This window comes from Pseudomonas floridensis, assembly GCF_002087235.1.
Classification (GTDB): Bacteria; Pseudomonadota; Gammaproteobacteria; order Pseudomonadales; family Pseudomonadaceae; genus Aquipseudomonas; species Aquipseudomonas floridensis.
In genome coordinates, this window is the sequence record NZ_MUIO01000102.1 from 1 (window position 1) to 25,023 (window position 25,023).

Consider the following 25,023-nt stretch of genomic DNA (forward strand, 5'->3'; position numbering starts at 1 on the left):
AGTGAACAGCATTACGCCTCGTGCGGGGTTTTTTTGGCCTGGAAAATGGAGCGTCTTCAGCAGGGTGTCACGTCTGGGCGTGAACAACGCTCATCATGCAGCCAGCACACGAGCGAGTCGTGAGGCCAGATCATTTGCCTGCTCAAGGCTGGCAATATTGGTGAAACACATCACCAACCCCTGACGCGGCGGTGTTTGCAGATACCACTTCGACAAAGGCTCGATGGCCAGCCCGAATGCCCTGGCACGTCGGCAAATGTCTTGATCCTCACCTTTCTCCAACACCGCCACCAGGTGCATGCCGCCTGCCTGCAAGTCGATCTGTAGGTGCTCGCCACACTGAATATGAAGCGCCTGGATCAACCATTGCCGACGATGAGCATAGAGGTTACGCATTTTGTTCAGGTGCCGCGCAAAGTGACCTTCACTCAGGAACGCCGCGACCGTGGCCTGTAGCAACAGCGGACAGCGGTTGTGAAGCCGATCGGCCTGAAAGGCGAACTCGCTGACCCGTTCCGGCGGCACCACCAGATAAGCCAGACGCAACCCCGGAAACAGGACTTTGCTGAAAGTGCCGGTATAGAGCACGCGTCCCTGCTGGTCCAGGCTTTTGAGCGCTGGCAACGGTTTGCCGAGATAACGGTACTCGCTGTCGTAATCGTCCTCGATGATCCAGCTGCCATAGCGATTGGCCCAGTCCAGCAGCGCCAGCCGACGCGCCAGGCTCAGGGGCATCCCGAGCGGACTCTGGTGGGTTGGCGTGACCACCGCGAAATGGGCTTCAGGTGCCTGCTCGATGCCTCGCGCAACATCGATTCCATGCTCGTCTACCGGCACCGGCACCAACTGCGCGCCCGCCTGCCTGAGCGTGTGACGAGCCATGAAATAACCAGGATCTTCCACCCAGCACTGATCGCCATCGTTCATCAGAACATGGCAGATCAGGTCGAGACAGGCACGATAGCCGGCACAGACGAACACCTGTTCCGGGCGGCAGGCAATGCCTCGGGAAATGCCCAGATAGCTGGCAATGGCTGCCCGGAGCAATGCATGCCCCTGCGCGTCCGGATAGATCATCGCTTCAACACTGCCATGGCGCAGTTGACGACTGGCGAGCCGGGTCCAGAGCTTGCGCGGAAACGCATCCAGCGCAGGCAGCCCCATCTGCAATGGTAGCGGCGCGGTTCCGGGGTGAATGGCCGGATGCGCAGCGGGCTCGACCTGTATTGGCGTGACAGGCGCAGCTTGCGTCGTCAATTGCGGAGAAACGACGGTCCCGGCCGGACCTCGCGGGATCAGGTAACCCTCACCGATCAACAGTTGATAAGCCGCCTCCACGGTGCCGCGCGCCAGATTAAGCTCCGCCGCCAATGCTCGAACCGCAGGCACGCGGTCACCCGGACGCAGACGTCCATCAGCCATGCACTCCCGAAAGCGCTGGTAAAGCTGGCGATAAATCGGGGCCGAGCGTTCACGATCGGGTTCGAAGGGGATCAGCATGGCCCAGTCGCTTTTTGATTTTTTGGCTCTATAGCCTATGTCATTGCCGCCCTAAAGTAAGCCCTCCTCCGCACAAAGGATCGGGCATGACCTACATCATCGAACACCTTGGAAATGAATATGCATTCGAGGCCGGTTTCGCCCTGATGCGGATCTTGCGTCCGCACCCTGACCTTGCAGCCGTTGCTCAGCAACCTGGCCTGCGCCTGACCTTCAATGCTCTTACTGGAGTTTCATCATGAGCCAACTCAGACTGCCCTTTCCCAAACTGTCACCTGCCGCGTATCAAGGCTTGCTTGCCACCAACAAAGCGTTGGAAGAAGGCCCGCTCGGCCTGCCGTTAGTTGAACTGGTCTACTTGCGCATTTCACAGATCAACGGCTGCGCATTCTGCCTGGGCAAGCACGCGCAGACGCTGCGAGACTGCGAGGTGTCGCAGGCCAGACTCGACTGCCTGGCGGGCTGGCGCATCAGCGAGCTGTTCGACGAACGCGAGCGTGCAGCACTGGCCTGGGTTGAAACGCTCACACATGTCAGCAAGAAAGGCGCGCCAGACGAGCTTTACGAGCCCCTTAAAGCACATTTCACCGACGCCGAGATTTCCGACCTGACGCTCGCGGCGGCCTTGATGAATGCGTTCAACCGGCTCGCGGTGGGCATGAAGCTTTAAATCGGCGACCCCTGAACAATAGACCTCTCAGTCCAACTGAAGCTGGGAAAGCCACTGTTCGACCGTATCACCGCTGCTCATCGAAGACTGGACCAGACCGTCGACCATGAACGTCGGGGACACATGGATGCCGTTCTGGCGGGCGTACTTGCAGTGCCATTTGATGACATGTTCAAGCTCTGGCTGGGCGAAGGCTTCAGCCAGACGCACGCCGCTGTAACCCTCCAGACGAGCAATGATGTCATTCGGTGTGGCGTCGAGATTGGGGCCGCCGGCGTGATGCTCGAATTCGAATTCGTCGCGGTGCGCAGCAACGGCTGCCATCACGGCCCTGGCCGTATTCTTGCCGCCTTCAAGGGTCGAGGCGGCCAGGATGCAGCGTACGATGACGCCGGAAAACATGTGCCACGGCTGTGACTGGAGACGAATTTTGACCGTGAGGCGATCTTCGCCAGCCTGTTCCAGTAGCTTGTCGAGCTTGCGAAAAGCCTTGACCGAAAATGGGCATGTGGGCTCAAGAAACACTTCCAGAATGCGAGCGCCGTGGCCCCATGTGAGTGCGTCTGCCTGCATCGTTGTTCTCCCGTGAAGTGGATGATGGGGTATTGACCCCGCTGATCGTATAAATGCTCAGCGCAGCGAATGAGCACGTACGTTCAAAAAGAAAAACCCCGCATCTTCCGACACGGGGTTTTCATTCAGCCTGTAGCCTGGTCAACCCTTCACACCGTGATGGCTTGCCCGCTCATGGCCAGATCCAGCAGTTCGCGGTTGGCAACGGCGTACATGGCATAGTCGGTACCGCTTGCGGCACGCAACTCGACCAGCATGGCACGCCAGCGCTCGACCATAGGCGCATGCTGCTCCAGCCACAGCGCCAGACGCTCTTCCACGTCAGCCGGACCTTCCGGCATTTGCAGAACCGACACGGTAATCGCCCGTTGCTGCCAGTCGATGTCGTCGCGGAACGCTTCGCGGGCCAGCGCCTGCCAGTTGTTTTCCACCGGCAGGCTGCTGATCTGCTGCAGGTACCAGGTCACGTCCAGCGCACTGCCCACGGCGAAGTACACCTTGGCCACATCGGCAGCGTTTTGCCCGGTGACGTCGGAAGCTTCGATGATCGGCAGCAAGGTATACAGGTGAGTGGTACCGGCAACCATGCGCGCCAGCAACTCAGGCACGCCGGCTTCGACGTATGCCTGATAACGCGCCTGCCAGACTTCACGGGTCGGGCCTTCCAGCAGCTCGTCGAGTTTCAGACCCAGCGCAGCGATGTGCGGACCGAAGTGCGCCACGTCACGACCGGCATCCAGTTCGTTGCGACGGCTGCGCAGGAACCAGCGCGTGGCACGACGCCCCAGACGCATCAGCTCATCCATCAGCGACAACTGGATTTCTGCCGACACCTTGTAGTCCAGCGCCTCGATCTGACGGAACCAGTGCGGAAGGTGGAAGATGTCACGCACGATCACGTAGGCACCGGCCACACTGGCAGCGCTCATGCCGGTCGACTCTTTGAGTCGCTGCACGAAGGTGATGCCCATGTGGTTAACCAGATCGTTGGCGATCTGAGTGCTGACGATTTCGCGCTTCAGACGGTGACCGCGCATGGCGACGGAGAACCTGGCGCCCAGCGACGGCGGGAACGCGGTTTCCATGTCACGGGCCAGGTAGTCGTCATCCGGCACACGGGATTCGAGCAGCGCTTCCTTGAGGTCGATCTTGCTGTAGGAAATCAATACAGACAGCTCGGCACGGCTCAAACCATGACCAGCCGCGACACGCTCGGCGATCTGGTCTTCAGCCGGCAGGAACTCGATGGCACGATCCAGCTTGCCACGCGCTTCCAGATCATTCATCAACCGCTTGTATTCAGCGATGCGATCGTAGGCGCGACGGGCCGCCAGCGACAATGCCTGAGTCTGCTTGTAGTTGTTGCCCAGCACCAGGTGGCCCACTTCATCGGTCATGCTTTCGAGCAACTGGTTGCGCTGCTTCTCGGTCATGTCACCGGCCTGCACCACTTCGTTGAGCAGGATCTTGATGTTCACTTCGTGGTCGGAGCAGTCCACGCCACCGGCGTTGTCGATGAAGTCGGTGTTGGTCGCGCCGCCGTTGAGGCCGAACTCGACACGGCCCAGTTGGGTCATGCCCAGGTTGCCGCCCTCGCCCACCACTTTGCAGCGCAGCTCGTTGCCATCGACGCGCAGCGCATCGTTGGCCTTGTCGCCCACATCGGCATGGGACTCTTCGCTGGACTTCACGTATGTGCCGATGCCACCGTTCCACAACAGGTCCACCGGCGCCTTGAGCAGCGCGTGCAGCAGTTCTGTCGGGGTCAGCTTGTCAGCCTTGATGTCGAAGCGTGCCTTCATCTGTTCGGTGATGGCGATGCTCTTGGCGCTGCGCGGGAAGATACCGCCGCCTGCGGACATGATGCTGGTGTCGTAGTCTGTCCAGGCCGAGCGCGGCAGATTGAACAGGCGCTGACGCTCGACGAAGCTGGTGGCCGGATCCGGATTCGGGTCGATGAAAATATGCAGGTGGTTGAAGGCTGCGACCAATTGCAGCTTGTCGGACATCAACAGGCCGTTACCGAACACGTCACCGGCCATGTCGCCGATGCCGATCACGCTGATGCTGTCCTGCTGGACATTGATGTCGCGCTCGCGGAAGTGTCGCTGCACACCCACCCACGCGCCCTTGGCGGTGATGCCCATTTTCTTGTGGTCGTAACCGGCCGAGCCACCCGAAGCGAACGCGTCCCCCAGCCAGAAACCGTAATCGATGGCGATGCCGTTGGCGATGTCGGAAAAGGTCGCGGTGCCTTTGTCGGCAGCGACGACCAGGTAGGGGTCGTCGTCATCGTGGCGAACCACGTTGACCGGCGGCACCAACGTACCCTCTTTCAGGTTGTCGGTGATGTTCAGCAGCCCGGAGATGAAGATGCGGTAGCAGGCAATGGCTTCTGCCTGCACTTCGTCGCGGTTGCCGGTGGTCGGCAGACGACGCGGCACGAAGCCGCCCTTGGCGCCGACCGGCACGATGACCGAGTTCTTTACCTGCTGGGCTTTGACCAGACCCAACACTTCGGTACGGAAGTCTTCTTCCCGGTCCGACCAGCGCAGGCCACCGCGGGCCACATTGCCGAAGCGCAAGTGCACGCCTTCGACGCGTGGCGAATACACGAAAATCTCGAACTTGGGCACCGGCTTAGGCAGTTCGGGAATCAGGCGCGGGTTGAACTTGAAGCTGAAGTAGCTCTTGTTATGGCCGTTGGCGTCGGTCTGATAGAAGTTGGTGCGCAAAGTGGCCTTGATCAGGTCCAGATAGCGACGCAGGATGCGGTCTTCGTTGAGCACCTGAACATCGTCCAGTGCGGTCAGAATGGCCTGTTCCAGACGCAACTGCTTATCGTCCAGATCATCCGAGCCCAGTTTGCGCGCCAGATAGAAGCGGGTCTTGAACAGACGCGTCAGCTCGCGGGCGATGTCGGTGTGGTTGTTCAGCGTACTGGCGATGTAACCAAGGTCAAAGCCCAGGCGAATCTGCTTCAGGTAACGGGCGTAGGCGCGCAGCAAGGCCACGTCGCGCCATGGCAAGCCGGCCGTCAGCACCAGACGGTTGAAGGCATCGTTCTCGGCATCGCCGCTGACAATGTGCACGAACGCATCCTGCAGCGTGTCGTTGAGCTGCTGGATATCCAGGTTCAGACCTTCGCCATAGGTAAAGGCGAAATCGTGAATCCAGAACTCGCGACCGTTGGCGTGGTGCAGGCGATACGGGAACTCACCCAGCACACGCAGGCCCAGGTTTTCCAGAATCGGCAGCACGTCGGACAGCGCCAGCGGCGTATCGGCGTGATACAGCTTGCAGTGCAGTTGCTGACGGCCGCCCGCCAGCGGCTGGTAGAAGCTCATTACCAGCGGATTGGTTTCGCTCAGGCTCAGTACGTGCTGCATGTCGACCACGGCCGAGTGCGCCGCGAAACGCTCGCGGTAGCCTGCCGGGAAACCTTTCGGGAAGTCGGCCAGCACGTTGGTGCCGTGGGCTTCGCCGAAGCTTTCGATGACCAGACTGGCATAGTCGTCCTTCCAGGAACGGCAGGCCTGAATGACCTCGTTTTCCAGTTGGGCAACGTCGATTTCCAGATTGACCTTGGGGTCCACACGCAAAATCAACTGCACGCGGGCCAGCACGGATTCGGAGAAGAAGGTCCAGAACTCGCAGTCGCTGGCCTTGAGACGATCCATCAGCACCTGCTGGATCTTCTGCCGAACTTCAGTGGAATACACATCACGCGGCACGTAGGCCAGGCAGTAGCAGAAACGGCCGTACGGGTCCTTGCGCAGGAACACGCGGATCTTGTTGCGCTCCTGAATCTGCACGATGGACATCACGGTGGTGAACAGCTCGTCCACCGGAGTCTGGAACAGATCGTCGCGGGGCAGCACTTCGACCACCTGCGCCAGCTCTTTGCCCAGGTGTGCCTTGGCATCGAAACCGGAACGGCGCTCGACTTCCGCGACCTTGCGGCGGATGTAAGGAATCTGCCGCACGCTCTCGCCATACACCGACGAGGTGTAGAGGCCCATGAAACGGCATTCCTTGATGACCTTGCCCGACGCATCGATCTGACGGATCGAGACAAAATCGGGGTAAGCCGGGCGATGCACGCGGCTCGGAACGGCAGCCTTGGCGAACGACAGCAGCATCGGCTCCTGCAGGTATTTCACCGCGTAGTCTTCGATGTGCAGCTCTTCGCGGCTCAGGCCCGGACGCAGCAGTTTGGTCAGGCCCAGGAACGACGATTCGTCGTACACCAGCTGACCGCCATCGGCGTCGCTGCTGACTTCGAACTCTTCGTAGCCCAGAAAGGTGAAGTGGTTGTCCACCAGCCATTCGAGGAAGACCTTGATCTCGGCCTTCTCTTCCATGTCGGTGTTGGATTCGTTGGCGTCGATGCTGACCAGCAACTCGCGCAGGCGCGCCTTCATCGGCTCGAAATCTTCGACGGCAGCGCGAACTTCGCCGAGCACCTGCTCAAGCTCGCGGGCCAGCACATTCAACTCGCTGGCGTTGGCGCAGCGGTCGATCTCCAGGTACATCAGCGATTCTTGCAGCACATCATCGCCGGTCGTGCCCTTGGGCAGCAGTTCGAGCAACTCGCCGCCAGCCCCGCGACGCACGCTCAGTACCGTGGTTTGCAACGTGTGAATGCTGTAGCCGCGACGATTCAGCTCGGTACGTACGGAGTCGACCAGAAACGGCAGGTCGTGATGCAGCACTTCGACGGCACTGTGAGTCGATTGCCATCCATGACGCTCGTAATCCGGGTTGTAGACACGGACTTGAGGGTGGGCGTGCTCGAAACGCTCCAGCAGACGCCACGCCGACAGGGTGCAGCCCGCGAGGTCCGACAGCCGGCGCTGAGTGAGTTCATCCAGTGAAATGATGCCGAAGAATTGCTCGGCGAACAGCGCCACTTGTGGCAGTGCCTGCTCGCTGATGTGCTGAGCCAGTGCCGATTGCAGTTGGTGCTGGAAGTCGGACTTGCTGGCTGCGGTGAAGAACGCCATCTGTGGTACTCCGCTTTGGCTTTTATTGGGGAGGCTTGAAGAAGGTGTTGTGACCGGGTGTACCGGCGTCCGGTTGCATGGACACCACCTGATCGAGTGTAAAGCTAAAGTACTAACGCCTGTCGTGTCAGGGTAGTCACATTTGAATTCCCGGGTACTCGTCAGAAAGAAAAACGCGTTGAACGGCACGCTTCGCGCACGCACGCCTTTGGTGCAGCTTAACGACAGCCGACCGCCGACTGCTTACGAGGCTGCGACATATTCGGTCATCGCCTAGCAGGCCGGCCCGCACGAGCGTACCAATATTGGCCGACAAATCTTGCCCGGGACTGGCAGAATCCACACCATTGCCCTTGTGCCCCGATCCGGAACTGCGACCATGCAAATCAAGACTGCCAGCCTTATCGTCAATCCCTGCGATGACGAATACGACAACATGGCCCTGCTCTGCTGCCACAGCGAGCACGGCGAGCTGTTTTCGCTCAGCCGTTTCCCTGACGAGGACGAAGTGGAAATCACCGTCCACGACGACAAGACACACACGGTCTCGACCTTAACGGTCACGCTCAGTGCCGAACGCCTGCTGCTGGAAATCGACCCGGCCGATGGCAAGCAACTGGACGGCCATCAGCGTTATGAGATCCTGCACAGCACCTCGGCAGGCGAGCTGCCAGAGGTCGAGGAAACCCTGCAGATCATTCTGAAAAACGTCGGCAGTTATATCAGCGAACTCGCCTGACTCCACTGGTCCGACTCAACCGCCATCAACAGGAGCCTGCCATGCAGGTCATTTTCGACGCCCACTGCCACATCATCGATCCAGCCTTTCCACTGCAAGCCAATAACGGCTTTTTGCCGGAGCCGTTCGGCGTGGCCGATTATCTGGATCTGGTCGAACCGCTGGATGTTTGCGGCGGCGCGGTGGTTTCGGGGTCATTTCAGGGGTTCGATCAGAGCTATCTGCTGGCCGCGCTCGACCGTCTGGGTCCAGGCTTCGTTGGTGTGACCCAGTTGCCAGCCACGGTGACCGATGCAGAACTGCACACGCTTAACGATTCCGGCGTACGCGCCTTGCGCTTCAACCTCAAGCGCGGCGGCTCGGAACAGCTCGACCAACTGGAGGCCTTTGCGCTAAGGGTTCACGATCAGGTTGGCTGGCATTCAGAGCTTTACATCGACTCACGGGAACTGGCCGACATCGAGTCTCGCCTGCTCAGGCTGCCCGCCGTCAGTATCGATCATCTGGGGTTGAGCGCCGAAGGACTTCCAGTGCTGCTGCGCCTGGCCGAACGGGGCGTGCGGATCAAGGCCTGCGGATTCGGGCGCGTCGACTTTGCGGTGGAGCCTGTCTTGAAGGACATTCATTCGGCCAACCCCGAAGCCCTGATGTTCGGCACCGACCTGCCCTCCACCCGCGCACCTCGGCCATTCGAGCCGGGCGATATTCAGAGGGTGATCGACGCGCTGGGTGAAACTGGCGCGCAAAACGCTCTATGGGGCAATGCGGCGGCGTTTTATCGGCTGTGACGCAGCGCGTCGATGCACAGGGTCGGGCGGTCTGTCCGGCCCTGCTGCGTATGCACGCTGCCTGTTTGCGACTTCCCACAAAGAACAGACAGAACATGTAGGACAATTCCCAAATAAAGATCGGAACTGGCTCTAAACTCTCTAAAAAACATTAGAGTCGTTAGTCGATACCCGCCCGAATGAATTAAAGTATCGCCCCCAGCTTAGTTGTCATCAGACACGGCTGATTACCCTGCCAGGAACAGTCACCGATGGAACATCGTGAAGCGTTGATCGCGCTGCGAACATTTCTTTCAACGCAAATCCTCGGCCAGGAAAAACTGATCGAACGCTTGCTGATCGCGCTGCTCGCCGATGGCCACATGCTGGTCGAAGGCGCTCCGGGGCTGGCCAAGACCAAAGCCATCAAGGAATTGGCCGAAGGCATCGAAGCGCAGTTCCATCGAATCCAGTTCACCCCCGACCTGCTGCCCGCCGACATCACCGGCACCGAGATCTATCGTCCGGAAACCGGCAGCTTCGTGTTCCAGCAGGGACCGATCTTTCACAATCTGGTCCTGGCTGACGAAATCAACCGGGCCCCGGCCAAGGTCCAGTCGGCGCTGCTCGAAGCCATGGCCGAGCGTCAGGTCAGCGTTGGCCGCAGCACGTACGACCTGTCGCCGCTGTTTCTGGTCATGGCGACCCAGAACCCCATCGAGCAGGAAGGCACCTATCCGCTGCCCGAAGCACAACTGGACCGGTTTTTGATGCACGTCAAGATCGGCTTCCCGGACGCCGCCGTCGAACGCAAGATCCTGCAACAGGCCCGTGGCGAAGCCCTGAACGGGGAAACCAAGCCGGAACGACGCGTCAGCCAGCAGGCCATTTTCGCTGCCCGCAAGGAAATTCTCGGTCTGTACATGGCCGATGCGGTGGAGGAATACCTGGTGCAACTGGTCATGGCCACCCGCACACCGGCCAAGTTCGATCAGGAACTGGCCGAATGGATCGCTTACGGCGCCAGCCCGCGCGGCTCGATCTCGCTGGACCGCTGCGCCCGGGCCCATGCCTGGCTGGCCGGACGCGACTTCGTCAGCCCCGAGGACATTCAAGCCGTGCTGTTCGACGTGCTGCGCCACCGCATCATCCTGTCGTTCGAGGCGGAGGCTGCGGGTATCGATCAGGACCGCGTGATTCAGCGGATCCTCGACGTCGTCGCCGTCGCCTGACCCCATGCAACCCTACCTGATCCCCCAACCGGGCATTCGCGTCACGCTCAATGAGCTGATCGAAATGCGTCATCGCGTGCGGGAAGTGCAGCTGTTTTCCACGCCGAGCCAGCGCAGCCCGCTGATCGGCCTGCACCATTCCAAGCTGCGTGGCCGCGGCGTGGATTTCGATCAGGTGCGCGTCTACCAGGCTGGCGACGATGTGCGCAGCATCGACTGGCGCGTGACCGCGCGCACCCAGGAGCCGCACACCAAGCTGTTCCATGAAGAACGCGAGCGACCCATTTTCATTCTGGTGGAACAGAGCCGCCGCCTGTTCTTCGGCTCCGGGCAGATGTTCAAGTCGGTACTGGCGGCGCAGGCTGCAGCACTGATCGGCTGGGCGGCGCTTGAGCACAACGACCGGGTCGGCGGCCTGGTGTTCGGCGACAACGAGCATTACGAAATCAAACCGCGACGCAGCAAGCAAAGCCTGCTGCAATTACTCAACCGCCTGGTGCGGGTCAACCAGTCGCTGCACACCGAAATCCCGGCCGAAGGCGACGCGTTCGGCACCGCCCTGCGCCGTGCTCGAGAAGTGCTGCGCCCTGGCAGTCTGGTGATCGTGCTCTGCGACGAACGCGCTCTGTCCGATGCGGCCGAGCAACAATTGACCTTGCTGGCGCGGCACAGCGACCTGCTGTTGCTGCCGCTGTCCGATCCGCTGGACCGCGCCCTGCCGGCAGCCGGGCTGCTGCGCTTTGCTGAACGTGGCGCGCAGCTGGAGCTCGACACCCTCAACCCGGAATTGCGTCGGGCCTACCGCGTTCAGGGCGAAGAACGCTCTGCGCGCTGGGAGCTGCTGGCCCAGAAACTGAGGGTTCTGCTCATGCCGTTGAGCACCCAGTTCGAACTGGTCGAACAGCTGCGCGAATACCTCAACGCTCAGCGCCCGGTAAAGCGCAAATGAATCCTCTGGATAAACTGCAGCCGCTCATCGCCCCCGAAGCGGTCGGTTTCTGGCCGCCTGCGCCGGGCTGGTGGCTGCTATTGCTGCTGATCCCCGCCTTGGGCTGGGGCGCGTGGCGTCTGCGCACGCTGCTGCCGGTCAAAGCCAGCAAAAGTCGTAGCGAACAACCGCTGGACCCGGTGCGGGTCGCCGCGCTGGCCGAACTGGCCAGTCTGCCCAAACCCTACGACGGTGCACCCGCTGGCGCCTGGCTGCAGCAGATCAACGGCCTGCTCAAACGTCTGTGCCGCAACCATTATCCTCACAGCCAGAGCCACACCCTCAACGGCCGCAAATGGCTGGCGTTCCTCGACAATCGCTGCCCCGCCGCGGGCCTGACACGCTGGATGATTCTGGTCGAAGGCGCCTACAAACCCGAGTGCAAACTGGACGACAAGGCCATCACCGGCCTGACCCAGGCGGTCGACACCTGGATTCGCAAACATGTTTGAGCTCGTCTGGCCCTGGATTTTCGCCCTGCTGCCGCTGCCCTGGCTGATGCGTTTTCTGCTGCCGATGGCCGACAGTGGCGAAGCCGCGCTGAAGGTCAGTTTCCTCAACGAGCTCGAAGGGCTCAGCGGGCGGCGAGCCAAGGCCAATCTGCCCGCGTGGCGACAGCGCTCGCCTTTCCTGCTGATCTGGCTGTTGCTGCTGATGGCAGCTGCACGACCGCAGTGGCTGGGCGAACCGCTGCCGGTGGCCGCCAGTGGTCGGGATCTGCTGGTCGCTGTGGACGTCTCCGGCTCGATGGATTATCCGGACATGCAGTGGAAGAGCGACGAAGTCAGCCGACTGGTACTGGTTCAGCATCTGCTGGGCGATTTTCTCGAAGGGCGCCAGGGTGACCGGGTCGGCCTGATTCTTTTCGGCAGCCAGGCCTTCGTTCAGGCGCCACTGACTTTCGACCGGCGCACTGTGCGCGTCTGGCTGGACGAAGCGAAAATCGGCATCGCCGGAAAGAACACCGCCATTGGCGACGCCATTGGTCTGGCGCTCAAGCGCCTGCGTCTGCGCCCCGCCAACAGCCGGGTACTGGTGCTGGTCACCGACGGCGCCAACAACGGCGGACAGATCGACCCGATCACGGCCGCACGGCTGGCGGCCGACGAAGGCGTGCGAATCTATACCATCGGCATCGGTTCGGACCCGGACAAAAACGGCATTCAGGGACTGCTGGGCCTCAACCCGAGCCTGGACCTCGATGAGCCAACGCTCAAGGACATCGCCGGCCTCAGTGGCGGCCAGTATTTCCGGGCCCGTGATGGCGACCAACTGGAAAAGATCCGTGTCACGCTCGATTCGCTGGAGCCTGTCGCCCAACAGCCCACGCAAGCGCGACCGGCTCAGGTGCTCTATCAATGGCCGCTTTCGGCTGCGCTGCTGTTGAGCGTATTGCTGGTGATCCGCGGACTGTGGCCGACCAACGCCGTGCAACGTCTGTTGACGCGCCTGCGCACGTTCGCTTGGCGGGAGCGCCTCGAGCGCCTCTGGAGGTCGCGATGATCGCATCTCTCTGGCCGCACTGGTTTCGTCCAGGCTGGTTGCTGATCACGCCGTTGCTGGCGCTGCTCATCTGGCAGCTCTGGCACCGCCAGAAACGTGCAGGTCGCTGGCAGATCATTCTGCCCACAGCCTTTCACGCGGTGCTGCTTAATGGCAGTCGCGGCAGCAACAGCAAGCTGCCATGGGTGGTGCTGGGGCTGGCCTGGCTGCTGGCGCTCGCCGCGCTGCTCGGCCCCAGCTGGCAGCGTGTCGAGCAGCTCAGCCAGAAACCGGTCGACCCGCTGGTGGTGATACTGGAACTGACGCCGCAAATGCTCGCCACTGACATCTCGCCAACACGGCTGGAACAGGCGCGCCGCAAATTGCTCGACCTGCTGCAAGTGCGCAGCGATTCACAGACCGCCATCGTCGTCTACGCGGGCAGCGCGCATACGCTGGTGCCGCTGTCCGACGATCTGGTCACCAGCCATAACTTGCTGGAAGCGATCAGACCTTCGATCATGCCAGTGGCGGGTCAGCGCGCCGATCTGGCGGTCGGCAAAGCGCTGCACCTGCTCAAACAAGGCGCGCTGGGTCAGGGCCGGATTCTGCTGATCGGCTCTTCGTTGAGCGAGCAGGAACGCGACGGCATTCGTCAGGCATTGCGCGGTCAGTCGCCGCCTTTGTTGATGCTCGGGATTGGTACGGCTGAAGGCGCGCCGGTGACTCAGGAAAACGGCAGCCTGCTGAAGGACGATCAAGGCGCGATCATGGTGCCGCGCCTGGACAGCACCAGTCTCAATGAGTTTGTCGATCAGGTCGGCGGCAGCTATCGTCAGGCGCGAACCGATGACGAAGACCTGCGCAGTCTGGGTCTGCTCGCCAGCCCGCAGCGCGTCCGCAGTGACGGGCAGATCGTGCAGCTCGACACCTGGGCCGATCAGGGTCACTGGTTTTTGCTGCCGTTACTGTTGATCGCTGCGTGCGCCGGGCGACGCGGCTGGCTGTTTTGTCTGCCGCTGCTGTTCATGTTTCCGCAAACCAGCCAGGCCTTTGAATTTCAGGACCTGTGGCTGCGTCCGGACCAGCAGGGCCAGCGCCTGCTCGAACAGCGTCGACCGGCCGAGGCCGCGCAACGCTTCGAAAACCCACAATGGAAAGGGGTGGCGTTTTACGAAGCCGGGGACTATGCCACCGCTGCCCAGCGTTTCGCCGAAGGCAACAGCGCCGCAGACCATTACAATCGCGGCAATGCGCTGGCCCGCAGCGGTGAGCTGGAAGCGGCGCTGGACGCCTACGAACAGGCACTGGAGCGTCAGCCCGACTTCCCGGCGGCACAGAGCAATCGCGCTCTGGTGCAGAGCCTGCTGGATCAGGCAGATGCCGCACGGCCCGAGCAGAACGAGCCGCAAAAGACCGAGCAGGACGATGCCGGTCAGCAGGCTGCGCAGGATCAGACCAGCAGCAGTTCGCCTGCCGAACAGGACACCGCTCAGCCGAGCGAAGACAGCAACAGCGACAGCCTTGCTCCGGACACGTCCGGCATGCAGGCGTCAGGTTCGTCGACGGATGACGAACAGACCACTCGCCCGCCCTTGCAACCCGCCGATAACACCCTTAGCGGTGAGCGACGTCAGGAGCTGGAGCAGTGGCTGCGCCAGATCCCGGACGATCCGGGCGAACTGCTGCGGCGCAAATTCCGCTACGAACAGCAACATCAGGAAAAGACCCGATGAGTCGCGTGTACACCTTACTGACCGGCCTGTTACTGAGCCTGGTCGCTTTGTCTTCCTTGGCTGCGGAGCTGACGGCCAGTGTTGACCGCACGCGTCTGAATGCGGGTGAAACGGTCGAGCTGACGCTGGAAACCGACGACGTCACCCAGTTCGGCAAGCCCGACCTGAACGTGCTGGACGGCAATTTCGAGGTGCGCGATACACGTCAGGTCAACCGGCTCACGACGCTGGGAACCAACAATCAGGCGACTACGCGCTGGATCGTCACCCTGCTGCCGCGCCAGACCGGTAGCGTGACGATTCCGGCCCTGCAACTGGGCGAGCTGAAAAGCCAGCCTCTGACCCTGCAAGTCATACAAAGCGAGCCCAAGGAGCAGGAGCGCCAACTGGCTCCGGTGTTCATCGAGGCGACGCTCGATCAGGACAGTGTCTACGTTCAGGCCCAGGCCGTGCTGACCCTGCGCATCTATCATTCGGTGCAACTGTTCGATGACAGCAGCCTGAGTCCGCTGCAAGTACCCGATGCACGCATCGAGAAGCTGGGCGATTCGCGAACCTACGAAAAACTGATCAATAACGTACGTCACGGCGTCATCGAGATGCGTTACGCGCTGTATCCCCAGCACAGTGGCGTGCTGACCATCCCGGCGCAGGTGTTCAGTGCGACTCAGGTGCAGGCTCAGCCCGCCAGCGCGCAGAGTCAGGACGCCAACCCGTTCGGCCCGCAGCCGGGCAAGGTGATGCGGGTCAGTTCCGCCGAAGTCCCGCTCAGCGTCAAGGCGGTTCCTGCGGATTACCCCACGCATGTGCCGTGGCTGCCGGCACGCAGCATCAGCCTTGAAGAGAGCTGGAGTCCGGAGCCGGGCAAGACCCAGGTTGGCGACTCCCTGACTCGCACGATCATTCTCAAGGCCGAGGGCCTGGCCGGGGCGCAGTTGCCACCATTGCCGCCCACCGATGTGCCCGGCCTGCGCCGCTACCCCGACCAGCCACAGTTGCGCAATCTGCCCAGCGAACGCGGCCTGATCGGCACCCGCGAAGAACGCGAAGCACTGGTCCCGGCTCGCGCCGGGGCCATCGATCTGCCTGCGGTGGAAGTCACCTGGTGGAACACCCGCGAGGACCATCTGGAACACACCAGCCTGCCCGCCCGTACCCTGCAGATCAGCACCAATCCCGGCCTGAGCGTGGATACGCCGGTCAGCAACGACATGGGTGGCCTGACCGTCATCGGCCCGCCGGTCTGGCCATGGCAGATGAGCACCCTGTTCTTCGCCTGCACCACGCTGCTGGGTCTGGTGCTCTGGTGGCGGGCGCGTGGCCAACCGGCAATCGCCAGAACCGTGCAGGCCGGTCCAAGTCCGCGTACCGTGCTCGACGACCTCAAGCGCGCCTGTCTGGCCAATGACCCGCAAGCCACGCGCCAGGCACTGGATGCCTGGGCACGCCAGCAGCCGGAAACCCTGGCCGACATGGCCGCCCGCTTCGTGCCGCTGTCCGATGCTCTGGATGGGCTCAACGGCGCGCTCTACAGTGAGACCGGCAAACTCTGGCTGGGCGAAGACTTGTGGCGGGCTGTACGCAGCCTGCCTGCCGCCGAACATATTCAGGACCCGGCAGGCGATGCCGGGCTGCCGCCGCTGTATCCCAAGTGAGGATGCAGCCGGGCACTCCCTCTTCATGACAAGGTAAATCAATGCGTCTGTTCCACACCTCCGACTGGCATCTGGGTCAGAACCTTCACGGTCAGGAGCGGGATTTCGAACACGCCTGCTTTCTGACCTGGCTGCTGGCCCGTCTGGCCGAGCGGCAACCCGATGTGCTGTTGATCGCGGGCGACATCTTCGACACCGTCAACCCACCGGTCAAAGCCCAGGAACGCCTGTACGACTTCATCGTCAATGCCCACGAGCAAAACCCGTCGTTGACCATCGTGATGATCGCCGGCAACCACGACTCCGGTTCTCGCATCGAACTGCCCGCGCCCTTGATGCGCCGCCTGCGCACTCATGCTCTGGGGCGAGTGCTGTGGCTGGATGAAGGCGTGCTGGATGCCGAGCGCTTGCTGCTGCCGTTGCCCGACGCCGAAGGTGAGGTTCGCGCCTGGTGCCTGGCGCTGCCATTTCTGCGCCCCGCAGAAGTGACCGGCCCGACATTGGGCGACGATTACCTCAAAGGCATCGCCCGGGTTCACGAACGCCTGATCGAAGCCGCCAACCTCAAGCGCCAACCCGGTCAGGCGCTGATTGCCGTGAGCCATGCGCACATGGCCGGCGGTTCTGTATCGGAGGACTCCGAGCGCAGCCTGATCATCGGCAACGCCGAAGCCCTGCCTGCCAGCCTGTTCGGCCCGAGCATCACCTATGTCGCCCTCGGTCATCTGCACAAACCTCAGCGGGTCAACGGTGAGGAGCGCATTCGCTATAGCGGCTCGCCCATTCCGTTGTCCTTTTCGGAGATCGGCTACCCGCATCAGATTCTGGAAATCAACTGCGACGGTGAAACACTGACCAGCGTTGAAACCTGCCTGATCCCTCGCGCCGTCAATCTGCAACGCATGGGCCCTGCACCGCTGGCCGAATTGCTGGTGCAACTGGAAGGCTTGCCCAATGTCGATCTGCTGGCCGACCCGGATCGACAGCCGTGGCTGGAAGTGCGCGTGCGGCTGGACGAGCCGCAACCGGACCTGCGCAACCGGATCGAAACGGCGCTGCAGGGCAAGGCCGTGCGTCTGGTGCGCATCGGCGCCGAATACGCGGGCAAGGGCAGCGGCGCTGAAGGCGAAGATGACACGACACTGATCGAACTCGATCAGCTCAGCCCGCAGGAACTGTTCAGCCGTGCCTGGCAGGACAACTTCGGCAGCGAGGTCGATGAACAGACCCTGACCGATTTCGCCACGCTGTTGCGTGAAGTGCAGCAGGAGAGCGAACAGCCATGAAGATCCTCGCCATTCGCTTGAAAAACCTGGCCTCACTCGCAGGACCGTTCGAGCTGGACTTTACCGCAGAGCCCTTGGCCAGTGCCGGACTGTTCGCCATCACCGGCCCGACCGGGGCCGGCAAGAGCACGCTGCTCGACGCCCTTTGCCTGGCCCTGTTCGGTGCCATTCCGCGGTTGAGCAACATCGGCCAGTCCAAGGTTCCGGACATCGACGGCGACATCACCACCAGCGACCCGCGCACGCTTTTGCGCCGTGGCACAGGCAGCGGTTATGCCGAAGTCGATTTCATCGGCATCGACCAGCGCCGCTACCGGGCCCGCTGGGAAACCAACCGCGCCCGTGACAACGCAGCCAAGAAATTGCAGGCCAGCCGCCAGACCCTGACCGATCTGGACAGCGAGCAGATCCTCAGCAATCAGAGCAAGCGTGAGTTCGAACAGTTAATCGAAAGCCGGCTAGGCCTGAACTTCGAGCAGTTTACCCGCGCGGTCATGCTCGCCCAGAGCGAGTTCAGCGCCTTTCTCAAAGCCGACGACAAAGAGCGCAGCGAACTGCTGGAGAAGCTGACCAATACCGCGATCTACAGCCAGCTGGGGCGACGCGCTTACAGCAAGAGCAAGGAAGCCGAGGAAGCGCTCAAGGCACTGACGGCCCAAGCCAGCCACATCAGCCCGCTGCCTCCCGAGCAACTGGCCGATCTCGAAAACCGTATGAGCGATGCCCAGCAACAGCTCAAGGCCCATCAGGCGCGACAGCGGCAGCTGGAACTTCAACAACAGTGGCTGAGTGAACTGCATCGTCTGCGTGATGAACACCTCGCCGCTCAGGAAAGCCTGAACAGCGCGCAACAGGCCTGGAACGATCAGAGCAGCGAACGCCTGACGCTTGGCCAGCTCGAACGCCTGGGGCCGCAACGCCACCGCTTCGCTCGTCGGCTGACCTTGAACGCCAGGCTGGCGCCACTGGCTGAACAGATTCGTCAGCATCAAGAACAGCACGCCACGTTGCAGACCGACCGGCAGCAACTCGAAACCCGGCGCAGTGAAGCGCAGGCCCGGTTGCATCAGGCACAGCAGGCGCACAGTGAGGCCAGGCCACTGTTGCAGCAGGCCTTCGACGCGCAGAGCACCCTGAACCGTCTGGTTCAGGAAGTGAGCAAGACCGGCGCGCAGCATCAACAGGCCGAGCAACTCTGCGCCCAGGGTCAAGCCAGCCTGCAAACCCTGCTCGATCAGCAACAGCAGGTTGCCATACGGCTTGAGCGCATCGCCGAACAGCTTGAGCAGAGCAGCGAACTGGCGCCGCTGGCGCAAGGCTGGAACGCTTGGCGCGACCGCCTGAAAACCTTGACGCTGACCGCCAATCGCCTCAAGCACGGTCAGCACGAATTGCCCTCGCTGGAACAACGTGCGACCGACGCCGAACAGCAGTTGACCGAACAACGCGGCGCACTGGAGCTGCTGTACCGCGAGGCGGATTGTGAAGTCGCCGCTGTCACCGAACAGTTGCAGATTCTCGGCAGTTTGCTGCAGGACAACCGCAAGCAACAGCGCGCTTTCGAGGAACTGGCGCGTCTGTGGGCCAGCCAGCAGGACATCGACCGGCAGTTGGAAGATCTGGCCCGCCAGCAACAGGATGCTCAGCAGCAACGCGAGCACCTGGTCGCTCAGGGCATCAAGGTCAAAGATGAACTGACCGTCGCTGAACAGACACTGACCGTGACCCGGCAACTGCTGGAGCGCCAGCGTCTGGCCCGTAGCGCGAGCGTCGAAGAACTGCGCACCCAGTTGCAGGACGACCAGCCCTGCCCGGTCTGCGGCAGTGCCGAACACCCATGGCACAAACCCGAGGCGTTGCTGGAGAGCCTTACGCAGCACGACGAAGACGAACAGGCCAGCGCGCAGAAAGCCGTTGACGCGCTGACTGAACAACTCAATCAGTTGCGCGTGCAGGTCGGCGGGATCATTGTCCAGCAAAAGGAACTGCTGCGCCAGCACGAACAATTGATGCAGCGTCATCAGACACTCGCGCCGGATCTGCAAGCCCACCCGCTCGGCGCACAGTTGCTGGACTGCGAGGCTGCAACACGCGATGCCTGGCTCAGCCAGCAACTCACGCAACTGAACGAGGTCATCGGCGGCGACGAGCAGCGCCAGCAAGCCCTGCTCACGTTGCAAAAAGACGCTGCACGCCTGCAACAATCGGTGCAAACCGCGCAGGAAGCCAGCCAGACCGCCGCCCGCCATGTGGCCGATCAGCTTCAGCAACTGAACGCCGATCAACAGCGACTGGATGAGGAGCTGGCCGCGTTCGCGTCGCTGGTCCCGTCACAGACGCTGGAGGGCTTGCGCAGCGATGCATCGAGCACTGTGATGCAGCTTGAACAGCAGGTCATTCAACGCCTCGACCAGTTGGAGCAGCAAAGCGAAGAACAGCAGGAACAGCGCGAACGTCAGCAGCGCATCGACAACGAACAGGTCGAGCAAAAAAACCGCCTGCAACGCGTCAATGAACACCTGCAAGCGGTCACGGCCCTCAGCGAACAGCAGCAGGCCAGTGAGCAGGTGTTGGCCGGGCTGTTGGGCGATCACGCCACTGCAGAACAGTGGCAACAGACGCTGGAGCAGGCCGTCGAGCAGGCCAGACAGGTTGAAATGTCCACTGCGCAGGCCTTGCAGGACCTGCACAGCCAATCCATTCAACTGGCCGCCGAGCTGAAATCCGGCGAGCAGCAGCATCAGGCGTTGCAGCAGGAACGGACGGAACTCGACACGCTGCTCAGTGACTGGCGCAGTCAGCACAGCGAACTGGACGACGCGGCGCTCGACACCCTGCTCACCTACGACAACGAGCATGTCGAGCATTTGCGCCAGCAATCGCAGGCGACCGAAAAAGCCCTCGAACAAGCCAAAGTCCTGCTCAATGAGCGTGAACAGCGCGTGCAGCAGCATCAGGCGCAACACAGCGACGTGACCGACAGCGCCACATTGACCGAGGCGCTGCGCCAGGCCCAGGAACAGACAGAGCACGGTGAGCTGCGCTGCGCCGAACTGCGTGCCGAGCTGAACGAAGACCTGCGGCGGCGCAATGCGAACAGCGAATTGCAGACGCGCATCAACGAGGCCACCGGTGAATATCAGCGCTGGGCACGCCTCGCCGCCCTGATCGGCTCCGCTGAAGGAGACAAGTTCCGCAAGATCGCTCAGGCCTACAACCTTGATCTGCTGGTGCATCACGCCAACGCTCAATTGAAACAACTGGTGCGTCGTTATCGTTTGAAACGCGGCGGCAGCATGCTCGGCCTGCTGGTGCTGGACACCGAGATGGGCGACGAAACACGTTCGGTGCATTCGCTGTCCGGCGGGGAAACCTTTCTGGTATCGCTGGCCCTGGCGCTTGGCCTGGCCTCCATGGCATCCAGCACATTGCGCATTGAATCGCTGTTCATCGACGAAGGTTTTGGCAGTCTGGACCCTGAATCGCTGCAACTGGCCATGGATGCACTGGACGGGCTGCAAGCACAGGGCCGCAAGGTCGGCGTCATCTCCCACGTTCAGGAAATGCATGAGCGCATCCCGGTGCAGATCAAGGTCAGGCGTCAGGGCAACGGACTGAGCACCATCGAAGTCGCCAGCTCATGACACCGGTGCTTTACTCCTTCCGCCGCTGCCCGTACGCCATGCGCGCCCGCATGGCGTTGCACTACGCGGGATGCCAGGTCGACATCCATGAAGTCAGCCTCAAGGCCAAGCCGCCGGAAATGCTCGAGCGCTCACCCAAGGGCACGGTGCCGGTGCTGATCCTGGCCGACCGGGTTCTGGAACAGAGCCTGGACATCATGCATTGGGCATTAGCGCAGCACGATCCGGATGACTGGCTGCGGGCAGATGATCCTGTGGCACGCCAGCAGATCGCCGATCTGATCGAAGAGAACGACCACGTTTTCAAGCTGAACCTGGACCGCTACAAGTACGCCGTTCGTTACCCGGAGCAGCCGCCCGAACATTACCGCGAACAGGGCGAAGTGTTCCTGCACACGCTGGAACAACGCCTGCAAACGGGCACTTGCCTGATAGGCGAGCGGCAGACACTGGCCGACATTGCCATCGCGCCGTTCGTTCGTCAGTTCTGCTTTGTCGATCCGCACTGGTTCGAACACAGTCCCTACCCGGCAGTGCGCGACTGGCTGCAGCGTTTTCTGGATTCGGCGCTGTTCGAAGCGGTCATGCGCAAGTAAGCCGACGATGCGGATGCCGGTTCAGACTATCGAAAAGACGCCGCCGGTTTCGACAGGCCATTGCTCTGACTGTTGAGGGGCAATGGTCAGCAGCATCTTGTGAGACGTGGCCCGCTCGATCGCGTGGTTCAGTTCATGGCGACTTTCGATGCAACGTGCAATCGCACCCACCGAATTCTGCCCGGCACCCAATAACGAACTTCCATTGATCATCACTGCAAGACCGGCTGTGACCCACAGATTGGCGCCACTCACGATGCGCGCTCCTGCACCACTGTCACGGGTTGTTTGACATCGACCCAGGAAGCTTCAGGCGCCGAACGGGTCGGGGATCCAAAGTGTGGATTCATGCTGGTAACAGTGACCACTGCAATGAACACGACATAAAGGGCGATGGCGATGTAGGCGCCCTGTTTAATGGAATAGAGAATGGCAGTGGCCATGGGTGTTGCTCCGTAGTGTGTTTCCTTGCCGACAGGATCGCCCCAATACGGATGCTTTAAAAACGATGGATTGGCATACCGGATATCAGTTGGTTTAATGATTGAGCGCGGCCATCGACTTGATAGGAAAACTACTTACTGGGGCGTTATCAGGATCGCCCTCCAGGCTCTGCACGAAAAATCGAGCCTGTTTTTAACGCAGCATCACCGATGCGCAGCCACTTTTCGTAAATAGCCTAATGATCGGCACACAAAAAAATCCCCGTTACGGATGAAGTAACGGGGATAAGGGGATTCAACACTTTCGCGAGCAGGCTCACGTAACAGTCCATGCATGGCCTGCCACGCAATGGGCAGAGGTCGCATGGACCTGTCTGGGCGAACATGCTCGCGAAAGCATTGGTGTTCACGAATCCATTCCCCGGTATCGAAAACCTTCGTTAACGGGGAATGGATTCACGCACGTTTCATTGCGCGGACTTGTGATCCAGCGCAGCGTAGAAGTTGGCACTCTGTTGCAGGTACTTGGGTGTATACGTCTGTGTGGCGTGAGTTTTCTTGTCACTGACATCCACACTGGCACTGGCGGGAAGTGCAACAGATGCGGAAATAGCCGATGCAGCAATGATGGAGAAAAGATTGAAGTTCATGTTGATCACCTCTCTGAGTGAGTGCCGCACCCGATAACGGTGCCGCTGTTGAGTTCTGGCCTTCTTGGCCGTGAGTCAAACTTACGCCTGAGGCTGGATCAGCAAAAATCTTTTGTGGCACTAACTCATATCATCAAGATTGATAACGGCTCCAGCCCGCGATTTTCGCGGGCTGGACGCTGTGTATCCTATTTGTCACCCAGAAAATGCAGATACGAGGGTGCATCCACATCGAATGTCTGCACCGTTTCGCCGATCAGTCCGGTTTGCGGATCGCGGCGCACGGTCACGATCTGATTACTTTTCTGATTGGCGAACAGCATGAACGTGCCGCTGGGGTCAAAGCTGAACTCACGTGGCTCCTTGCCCTCGACTGAACGACGCTGGATTTCTTCGAGTTGTCCGCTGGCAGGATCGATGCGGAACACCACGACCTGATTGGCATCGCCGCGGTTGGTCACGTACAGGAACTTGCCGTCGGGCGACGTGTGCAAGGCACCGCCGCCGTTCTTCTGCTCAACGCCCTTGTTCTTCATGTCGACGATCTGGGTCTGCTTGAACGCGCCGTCCAGGTAATCGAACACCACCACCTGCGCAGACATTTCCAGCACCAGCCAGGCATGCTTGCCCTCGCGGCTGAACAGCACATGGCGCGGACCACTGCCCGCTGGCAATTGCACGGTCGGGACTTTGGCGGGCTGCAGCGGTTTGCTCTGATCGGCGTCGTAACGGTAGACGAACAGCTTGTCAGCCCCCAGATCGGCAGACACGACATACTTGTCATCCGGTGTCGGCACGGCCAAGTGTACGTGAGAGGACATCTGACGCTCAGGATTGACCTTGCTGCCAGGGCCCAGCGGCAGTACCTGAACCGATTCGCCCAATCGGCCATCCTTGCCAACCGGCATGACCGTCAGCGCGCCACCCGGATCGGGATTGACGGCGTAGTTGGCCACGAACAGGTAACGTCCGTCCTTGCTCAGGCTCGAGTGCGTCGGCTCCTCGCCCTTGGTCTGGACCTGATTGATCGGGGTGACGTTGAAGGTCTCGGGGTCGATGGCGAAACTGCTGACTTTACCGACCGTATCTTTCTGGCCAGGACCGTTTTCGTTGACGACATACAGATAGCGCCCGTCTTTGGAAGCGGTCAGCCAGGACGGATTTTCAGCCTTGATCACCTGACGGGGCGTGGTATCGATCATGCCGGTTTTGCTGTCGAAGCCAAAACGGTAGATCCCCTCGCTCTTTCCTTGGGTATAGGAACCCAGCAGTAGTTCGGAGTCGGTCATGGGTTGGGCCTGCAAGGTAAAAGCACTCATGGCACTGGCCATCGCCAGCCAAGGCAATATTTTATGGGGCATGGGGGGGCATCCCTTTTTGTTGAAGTTATGACGCCTGTCACGCGACGTTCAGCTCTATGACACCCAAGTGAACGGTCTAGTTTTATCTTGGGCAGATGAGTTAGTCCTTTTATCCTTCGGGCTGCTGAAGTCGTGCGTGTCGATCGGTGGACAGCAGCCATGGCAGGTCGATGCCCGGAACCAGCGTGGCCACGAAAACCTGAGTGTGTTGCGTGAGCTGCCTGATCTGACCGACGGGATCGAGACTTACGCCCGCCAACAGCAAGGCAATGACCAGCCCGCTGACCGGCACACGCCGATGCAAGGGTTTGAGGCCGCGTCGCGTGATCGGCAACAGCAGCACCAGACCGATCAGAAACCACACGAACAGCCGCGGCATGAGTTGCGGCCGATCCAGACCGACCTCCCACAACGCCCACACGGTGCTCAATAACAGCATCAGCGTGAACAGCCAGACCGCGAAACGCAGCCCGATCACCAACAACACGCCAATGGCCGAGAAGCCAAATCCGCACAACATGTAATAGAACGAACCACCAAGACCGGACAGCCTGAAGCCGCCAATCAGCATGGCCACGCCGAGCATCAGCAGCAGAACACCCAGAAACGTCGGCAACAGACGTGCACGACTCAACGCACCTTGAGTAGACATTGGATCTCCCTATCGATTTGATCTGGCCCCATCCATTGGGCCG

Annotated in this window: 21 protein-coding genes; 13 read left to right on the plus strand and 8 right to left on the minus strand. The window is 61.0% G+C overall.

The genetic code is table 11. The features are described 5' to 3' along the window. Positions 1-93: 93 nt before the first annotated feature. Positions 94-1,500, minus strand: a complete 1,407-nt coding sequence (gene pdxR / locus BZK31_RS23110) for a MocR-like pyridoxine biosynthesis transcription factor PdxR (protein WP_083185620.1) — start codon at positions 1,498-1,500, stop codon at positions 94-96. 86 nt (positions 1,501-1,586) lie between these two features. Between pdxR and BZK31_RS29540 the strand changes: the two genes are divergently transcribed. Further along, positions 1,587-1,742 carry a hypothetical protein gene (locus tag BZK31_RS29540; protein WP_157900780.1) on the plus strand — a complete coding sequence of 52 codons (156 nt, stop codon included), beginning with the start codon at positions 1,587-1,589 and terminating at the stop codon, positions 1,740-1,742. Further along, positions 1,739-2,170, plus strand: coding sequence for a carboxymuconolactone decarboxylase family protein (locus tag BZK31_RS23115; protein WP_083185621.1), 432 nt, complete (start codon positions 1,739-1,741; stop codon positions 2,168-2,170). Before BZK31_RS29540 ends, BZK31_RS23115 begins: the two co-directional genes overlap by 4 nt. A gap of 27 nt (positions 2,171-2,197) precedes the next feature. On the opposite strand, the gene BZK31_RS23120 is transcribed toward BZK31_RS23115, so the two are convergent. Both BZK31_RS23120 and BZK31_RS23125 read right to left on the minus strand, forming a co-directional pair. Next, positions 2,198-2,743, minus strand: coding sequence for a DsbA family protein (locus BZK31_RS23120; protein WP_083185622.1), 546 nt, complete (start codon positions 2,741-2,743; stop codon positions 2,198-2,200). 149 nt (positions 2,744-2,892) lie between these two features. Then, on the minus strand, positions 2,893-7,749 hold the full coding sequence (locus BZK31_RS23125; RefSeq protein ID WP_083185623.1) for an NAD-glutamate dehydrogenase: 4,857 nt from the start codon (positions 7,747-7,749) through the stop codon (positions 2,893-2,895). A 379-nt stretch (positions 7,750-8,128) separates the two neighbouring features. On the opposite strand from BZK31_RS23125, the gene BZK31_RS23130 reads away from it, so the two are divergent. The 11 genes from BZK31_RS23130 (at position 8,129) to BZK31_RS23180 (ending at position 21,874) form a co-directional block, all read left to right on the plus strand. Next, complete coding sequence (locus BZK31_RS23130) at positions 8,129-8,488, plus strand: hypothetical protein (protein WP_083185624.1); 360 nt, start codon at positions 8,129-8,131, stop codon at positions 8,486-8,488. Positions 8,489-8,529: 41 nt separating this feature from the next. Then, positions 8,530-9,276 (plus strand): amidohydrolase family protein, encoded by a 747-nt coding sequence (locus tag BZK31_RS23135; protein ID WP_083185625.1) that lies wholly within the window; start codon positions 8,530-8,532, stop codon positions 9,274-9,276. 251 nt (positions 9,277-9,527) lie between these two features. Next, positions 9,528-10,487, plus strand: a complete 960-nt coding sequence (locus BZK31_RS23140) for an AAA family ATPase (protein WP_004883864.1) — start codon at positions 9,528-9,530, stop codon at positions 10,485-10,487. Between the two features lie 4 nt (positions 10,488-10,491). Next, positions 10,492-11,436 (plus strand): DUF58 domain-containing protein, encoded by a 945-nt coding sequence (locus BZK31_RS23145; RefSeq protein WP_083185626.1) that lies wholly within the window; start codon positions 10,492-10,494, stop codon positions 11,434-11,436. Further along, the gene (locus BZK31_RS23150; protein WP_083185627.1) at positions 11,433-11,927 is read left to right on the plus strand and encodes a DUF4381 domain-containing protein; all 495 of its coding nucleotides are present in this window, start codon (positions 11,433-11,435) and stop codon (positions 11,925-11,927) included. The genes BZK31_RS23145 and BZK31_RS23150 overlap by 4 nt, the downstream gene beginning before the upstream one ends. Then, positions 11,920-12,978 (plus strand): vWA domain-containing protein, encoded by a 1,059-nt coding sequence (locus tag BZK31_RS23155; protein ID WP_083185628.1) that lies wholly within the window; start codon positions 11,920-11,922, stop codon positions 12,976-12,978. The genes BZK31_RS23150 and BZK31_RS23155 overlap by 8 nt, the downstream gene beginning before the upstream one ends. After that, on the plus strand, positions 12,975-14,693 hold the full coding sequence (locus BZK31_RS23160) for a VWA domain-containing protein (RefSeq protein WP_083185629.1): 1,719 nt from the start codon (positions 12,975-12,977) through the stop codon (positions 14,691-14,693). The genes BZK31_RS23155 and BZK31_RS23160 overlap by 4 nt, the downstream gene beginning before the upstream one ends. Beyond that, positions 14,690-16,348, plus strand: coding sequence for a BatD family protein (locus tag BZK31_RS23165; protein ID WP_083185630.1), 1,659 nt, complete (start codon positions 14,690-14,692; stop codon positions 16,346-16,348). Before BZK31_RS23160 ends, BZK31_RS23165 begins: the two co-directional genes overlap by 4 nt. Positions 16,349-16,389: 41 nt before the next feature. Further along, positions 16,390-17,634: an exonuclease SbcCD subunit D C-terminal domain-containing protein gene (locus BZK31_RS23170; protein ID WP_083185631.1), complete on the plus strand. Its 1,245-nt coding sequence runs from the start codon at positions 16,390-16,392 to the stop codon at positions 17,632-17,634. Next, entirely contained in the window at positions 17,631-21,278 is a 3,648-nt protein-coding gene (locus tag BZK31_RS23175) for an AAA family ATPase (protein ID WP_083185632.1), read from the plus strand. Before BZK31_RS23170 ends, BZK31_RS23175 begins: the two co-directional genes overlap by 4 nt. Beyond that, positions 21,275-21,874: a glutathione S-transferase gene (locus tag BZK31_RS23180; protein ID WP_083185633.1), complete on the plus strand. Its 600-nt coding sequence runs from the start codon at positions 21,275-21,277 to the stop codon at positions 21,872-21,874. Before BZK31_RS23175 ends, BZK31_RS23180 begins: the two co-directional genes overlap by 4 nt. Before the next feature lie 21 nt (positions 21,875-21,895). Here BZK31_RS23180 and BZK31_RS23185 read toward each other — a convergent pair whose 3' ends face one another. The 5 genes from BZK31_RS23185 to BZK31_RS23205 all read right to left on the minus strand — a co-directional run bounded on the left by BZK31_RS23185 (position 21,896) and on the right by BZK31_RS23205 (position 24,980). Next, positions 21,896-22,129 (minus strand): hypothetical protein, encoded by a 234-nt coding sequence (locus BZK31_RS23185; protein ID WP_083185634.1) that lies wholly within the window; start codon positions 22,127-22,129, stop codon positions 21,896-21,898. Then, positions 22,126-22,317: a hypothetical protein gene (locus BZK31_RS23190; protein ID WP_083185635.1), complete on the minus strand. Its 192-nt coding sequence runs from the start codon at positions 22,315-22,317 to the stop codon at positions 22,126-22,128. Before BZK31_RS23190 ends, BZK31_RS23185 begins: the two co-directional genes overlap by 4 nt. Before the next feature lie 467 nt (positions 22,318-22,784). Beyond that, entirely contained in the window at positions 22,785-22,967 is a 183-nt protein-coding gene (locus BZK31_RS23195; RefSeq protein WP_083185636.1) for a hypothetical protein, read from the minus strand. A gap of 188 nt (positions 22,968-23,155) precedes the next feature. Beyond that, entirely contained in the window at positions 23,156-24,328 is a 1,173-nt protein-coding gene (locus BZK31_RS23200) for a lactonase family protein (RefSeq protein WP_083185637.1), read from the minus strand. Positions 24,329-24,437: 109 nt separating this feature from the next. Beyond that, entirely contained in the window at positions 24,438-24,980 is a 543-nt protein-coding gene (locus BZK31_RS23205; protein ID WP_083185638.1) for a hypothetical protein, read from the minus strand. Positions 24,981-25,023: the final 43 nt, after the last annotated feature.

Bases quoted from the DNA above. Each gene is read 5' to 3' on its own strand.
- pdxR (WP_083185620.1), bottom strand. From the start codon at position 1,500: ATGCTGATCCCCTTCGAACCCGATCGTGAACGCTCGGCCCCGATTTAT.
- BZK31_RS29540 (WP_157900780.1), top strand. From the start codon at position 1,587: ATGACCTACATCATCGAACACCTTGGAAATGAATATGCATTCGAGGCC.
- BZK31_RS23115 (WP_083185621.1), top strand. From the start codon at position 1,739: ATGAGCCAACTCAGACTGCCCTTTCCCAAACTGTCACCTGCCGCGTAT.
- BZK31_RS23120 (WP_083185622.1), bottom strand. From the start codon at position 2,743: ATGCAGGCAGACGCACTCACATGGGGCCACGGCGCTCGCATTCTGGAA.
- BZK31_RS23125 (WP_083185623.1), bottom strand. From the start codon at position 7,749: ATGGCGTTCTTCACCGCAGCCAGCAAGTCCGACTTCCAGCACCAACTG.
- BZK31_RS23130 (WP_083185624.1), top strand. From the start codon at position 8,129: ATGCAAATCAAGACTGCCAGCCTTATCGTCAATCCCTGCGATGACGAA.
- BZK31_RS23135 (WP_083185625.1), top strand. From the start codon at position 8,530: ATGCAGGTCATTTTCGACGCCCACTGCCACATCATCGATCCAGCCTTT.
- BZK31_RS23140 (WP_004883864.1), top strand. From the start codon at position 9,528: ATGGAACATCGTGAAGCGTTGATCGCGCTGCGAACATTTCTTTCAACG.
- BZK31_RS23145 (WP_083185626.1), top strand. From the start codon at position 10,492: ATGCAACCCTACCTGATCCCCCAACCGGGCATTCGCGTCACGCTCAAT.
- BZK31_RS23150 (WP_083185627.1), top strand. From the start codon at position 11,433: ATGAATCCTCTGGATAAACTGCAGCCGCTCATCGCCCCCGAAGCGGTC.
- BZK31_RS23155 (WP_083185628.1), top strand. From the start codon at position 11,920: ATGTTTGAGCTCGTCTGGCCCTGGATTTTCGCCCTGCTGCCGCTGCCC.
- BZK31_RS23160 (WP_083185629.1), top strand. From the start codon at position 12,975: ATGATCGCATCTCTCTGGCCGCACTGGTTTCGTCCAGGCTGGTTGCTG.
- BZK31_RS23165 (WP_083185630.1), top strand. From the start codon at position 14,690: ATGAGTCGCGTGTACACCTTACTGACCGGCCTGTTACTGAGCCTGGTC.
- BZK31_RS23170 (WP_083185631.1), top strand. From the start codon at position 16,390: ATGCGTCTGTTCCACACCTCCGACTGGCATCTGGGTCAGAACCTTCAC.
- BZK31_RS23175 (WP_083185632.1), top strand. From the start codon at position 17,631: ATGAAGATCCTCGCCATTCGCTTGAAAAACCTGGCCTCACTCGCAGGA.
- BZK31_RS23180 (WP_083185633.1), top strand. From the start codon at position 21,275: ATGACACCGGTGCTTTACTCCTTCCGCCGCTGCCCGTACGCCATGCGC.
- BZK31_RS23190 (WP_083185635.1), bottom strand. From the start codon at position 22,317: ATGGCCACTGCCATTCTCTATTCCATTAAACAGGGCGCCTACATCGCC.
- BZK31_RS23195 (WP_083185636.1), bottom strand. From the start codon at position 22,967: ATGAACTTCAATCTTTTCTCCATCATTGCTGCATCGGCTATTTCCGCA.
- BZK31_RS23200 (WP_083185637.1), bottom strand. From the start codon at position 24,328: ATGCCCCATAAAATATTGCCTTGGCTGGCGATGGCCAGTGCCATGAGT.
- BZK31_RS23205 (WP_083185638.1), bottom strand. From the start codon at position 24,980: ATGTCTACTCAAGGTGCGTTGAGTCGTGCACGTCTGTTGCCGACGTTT.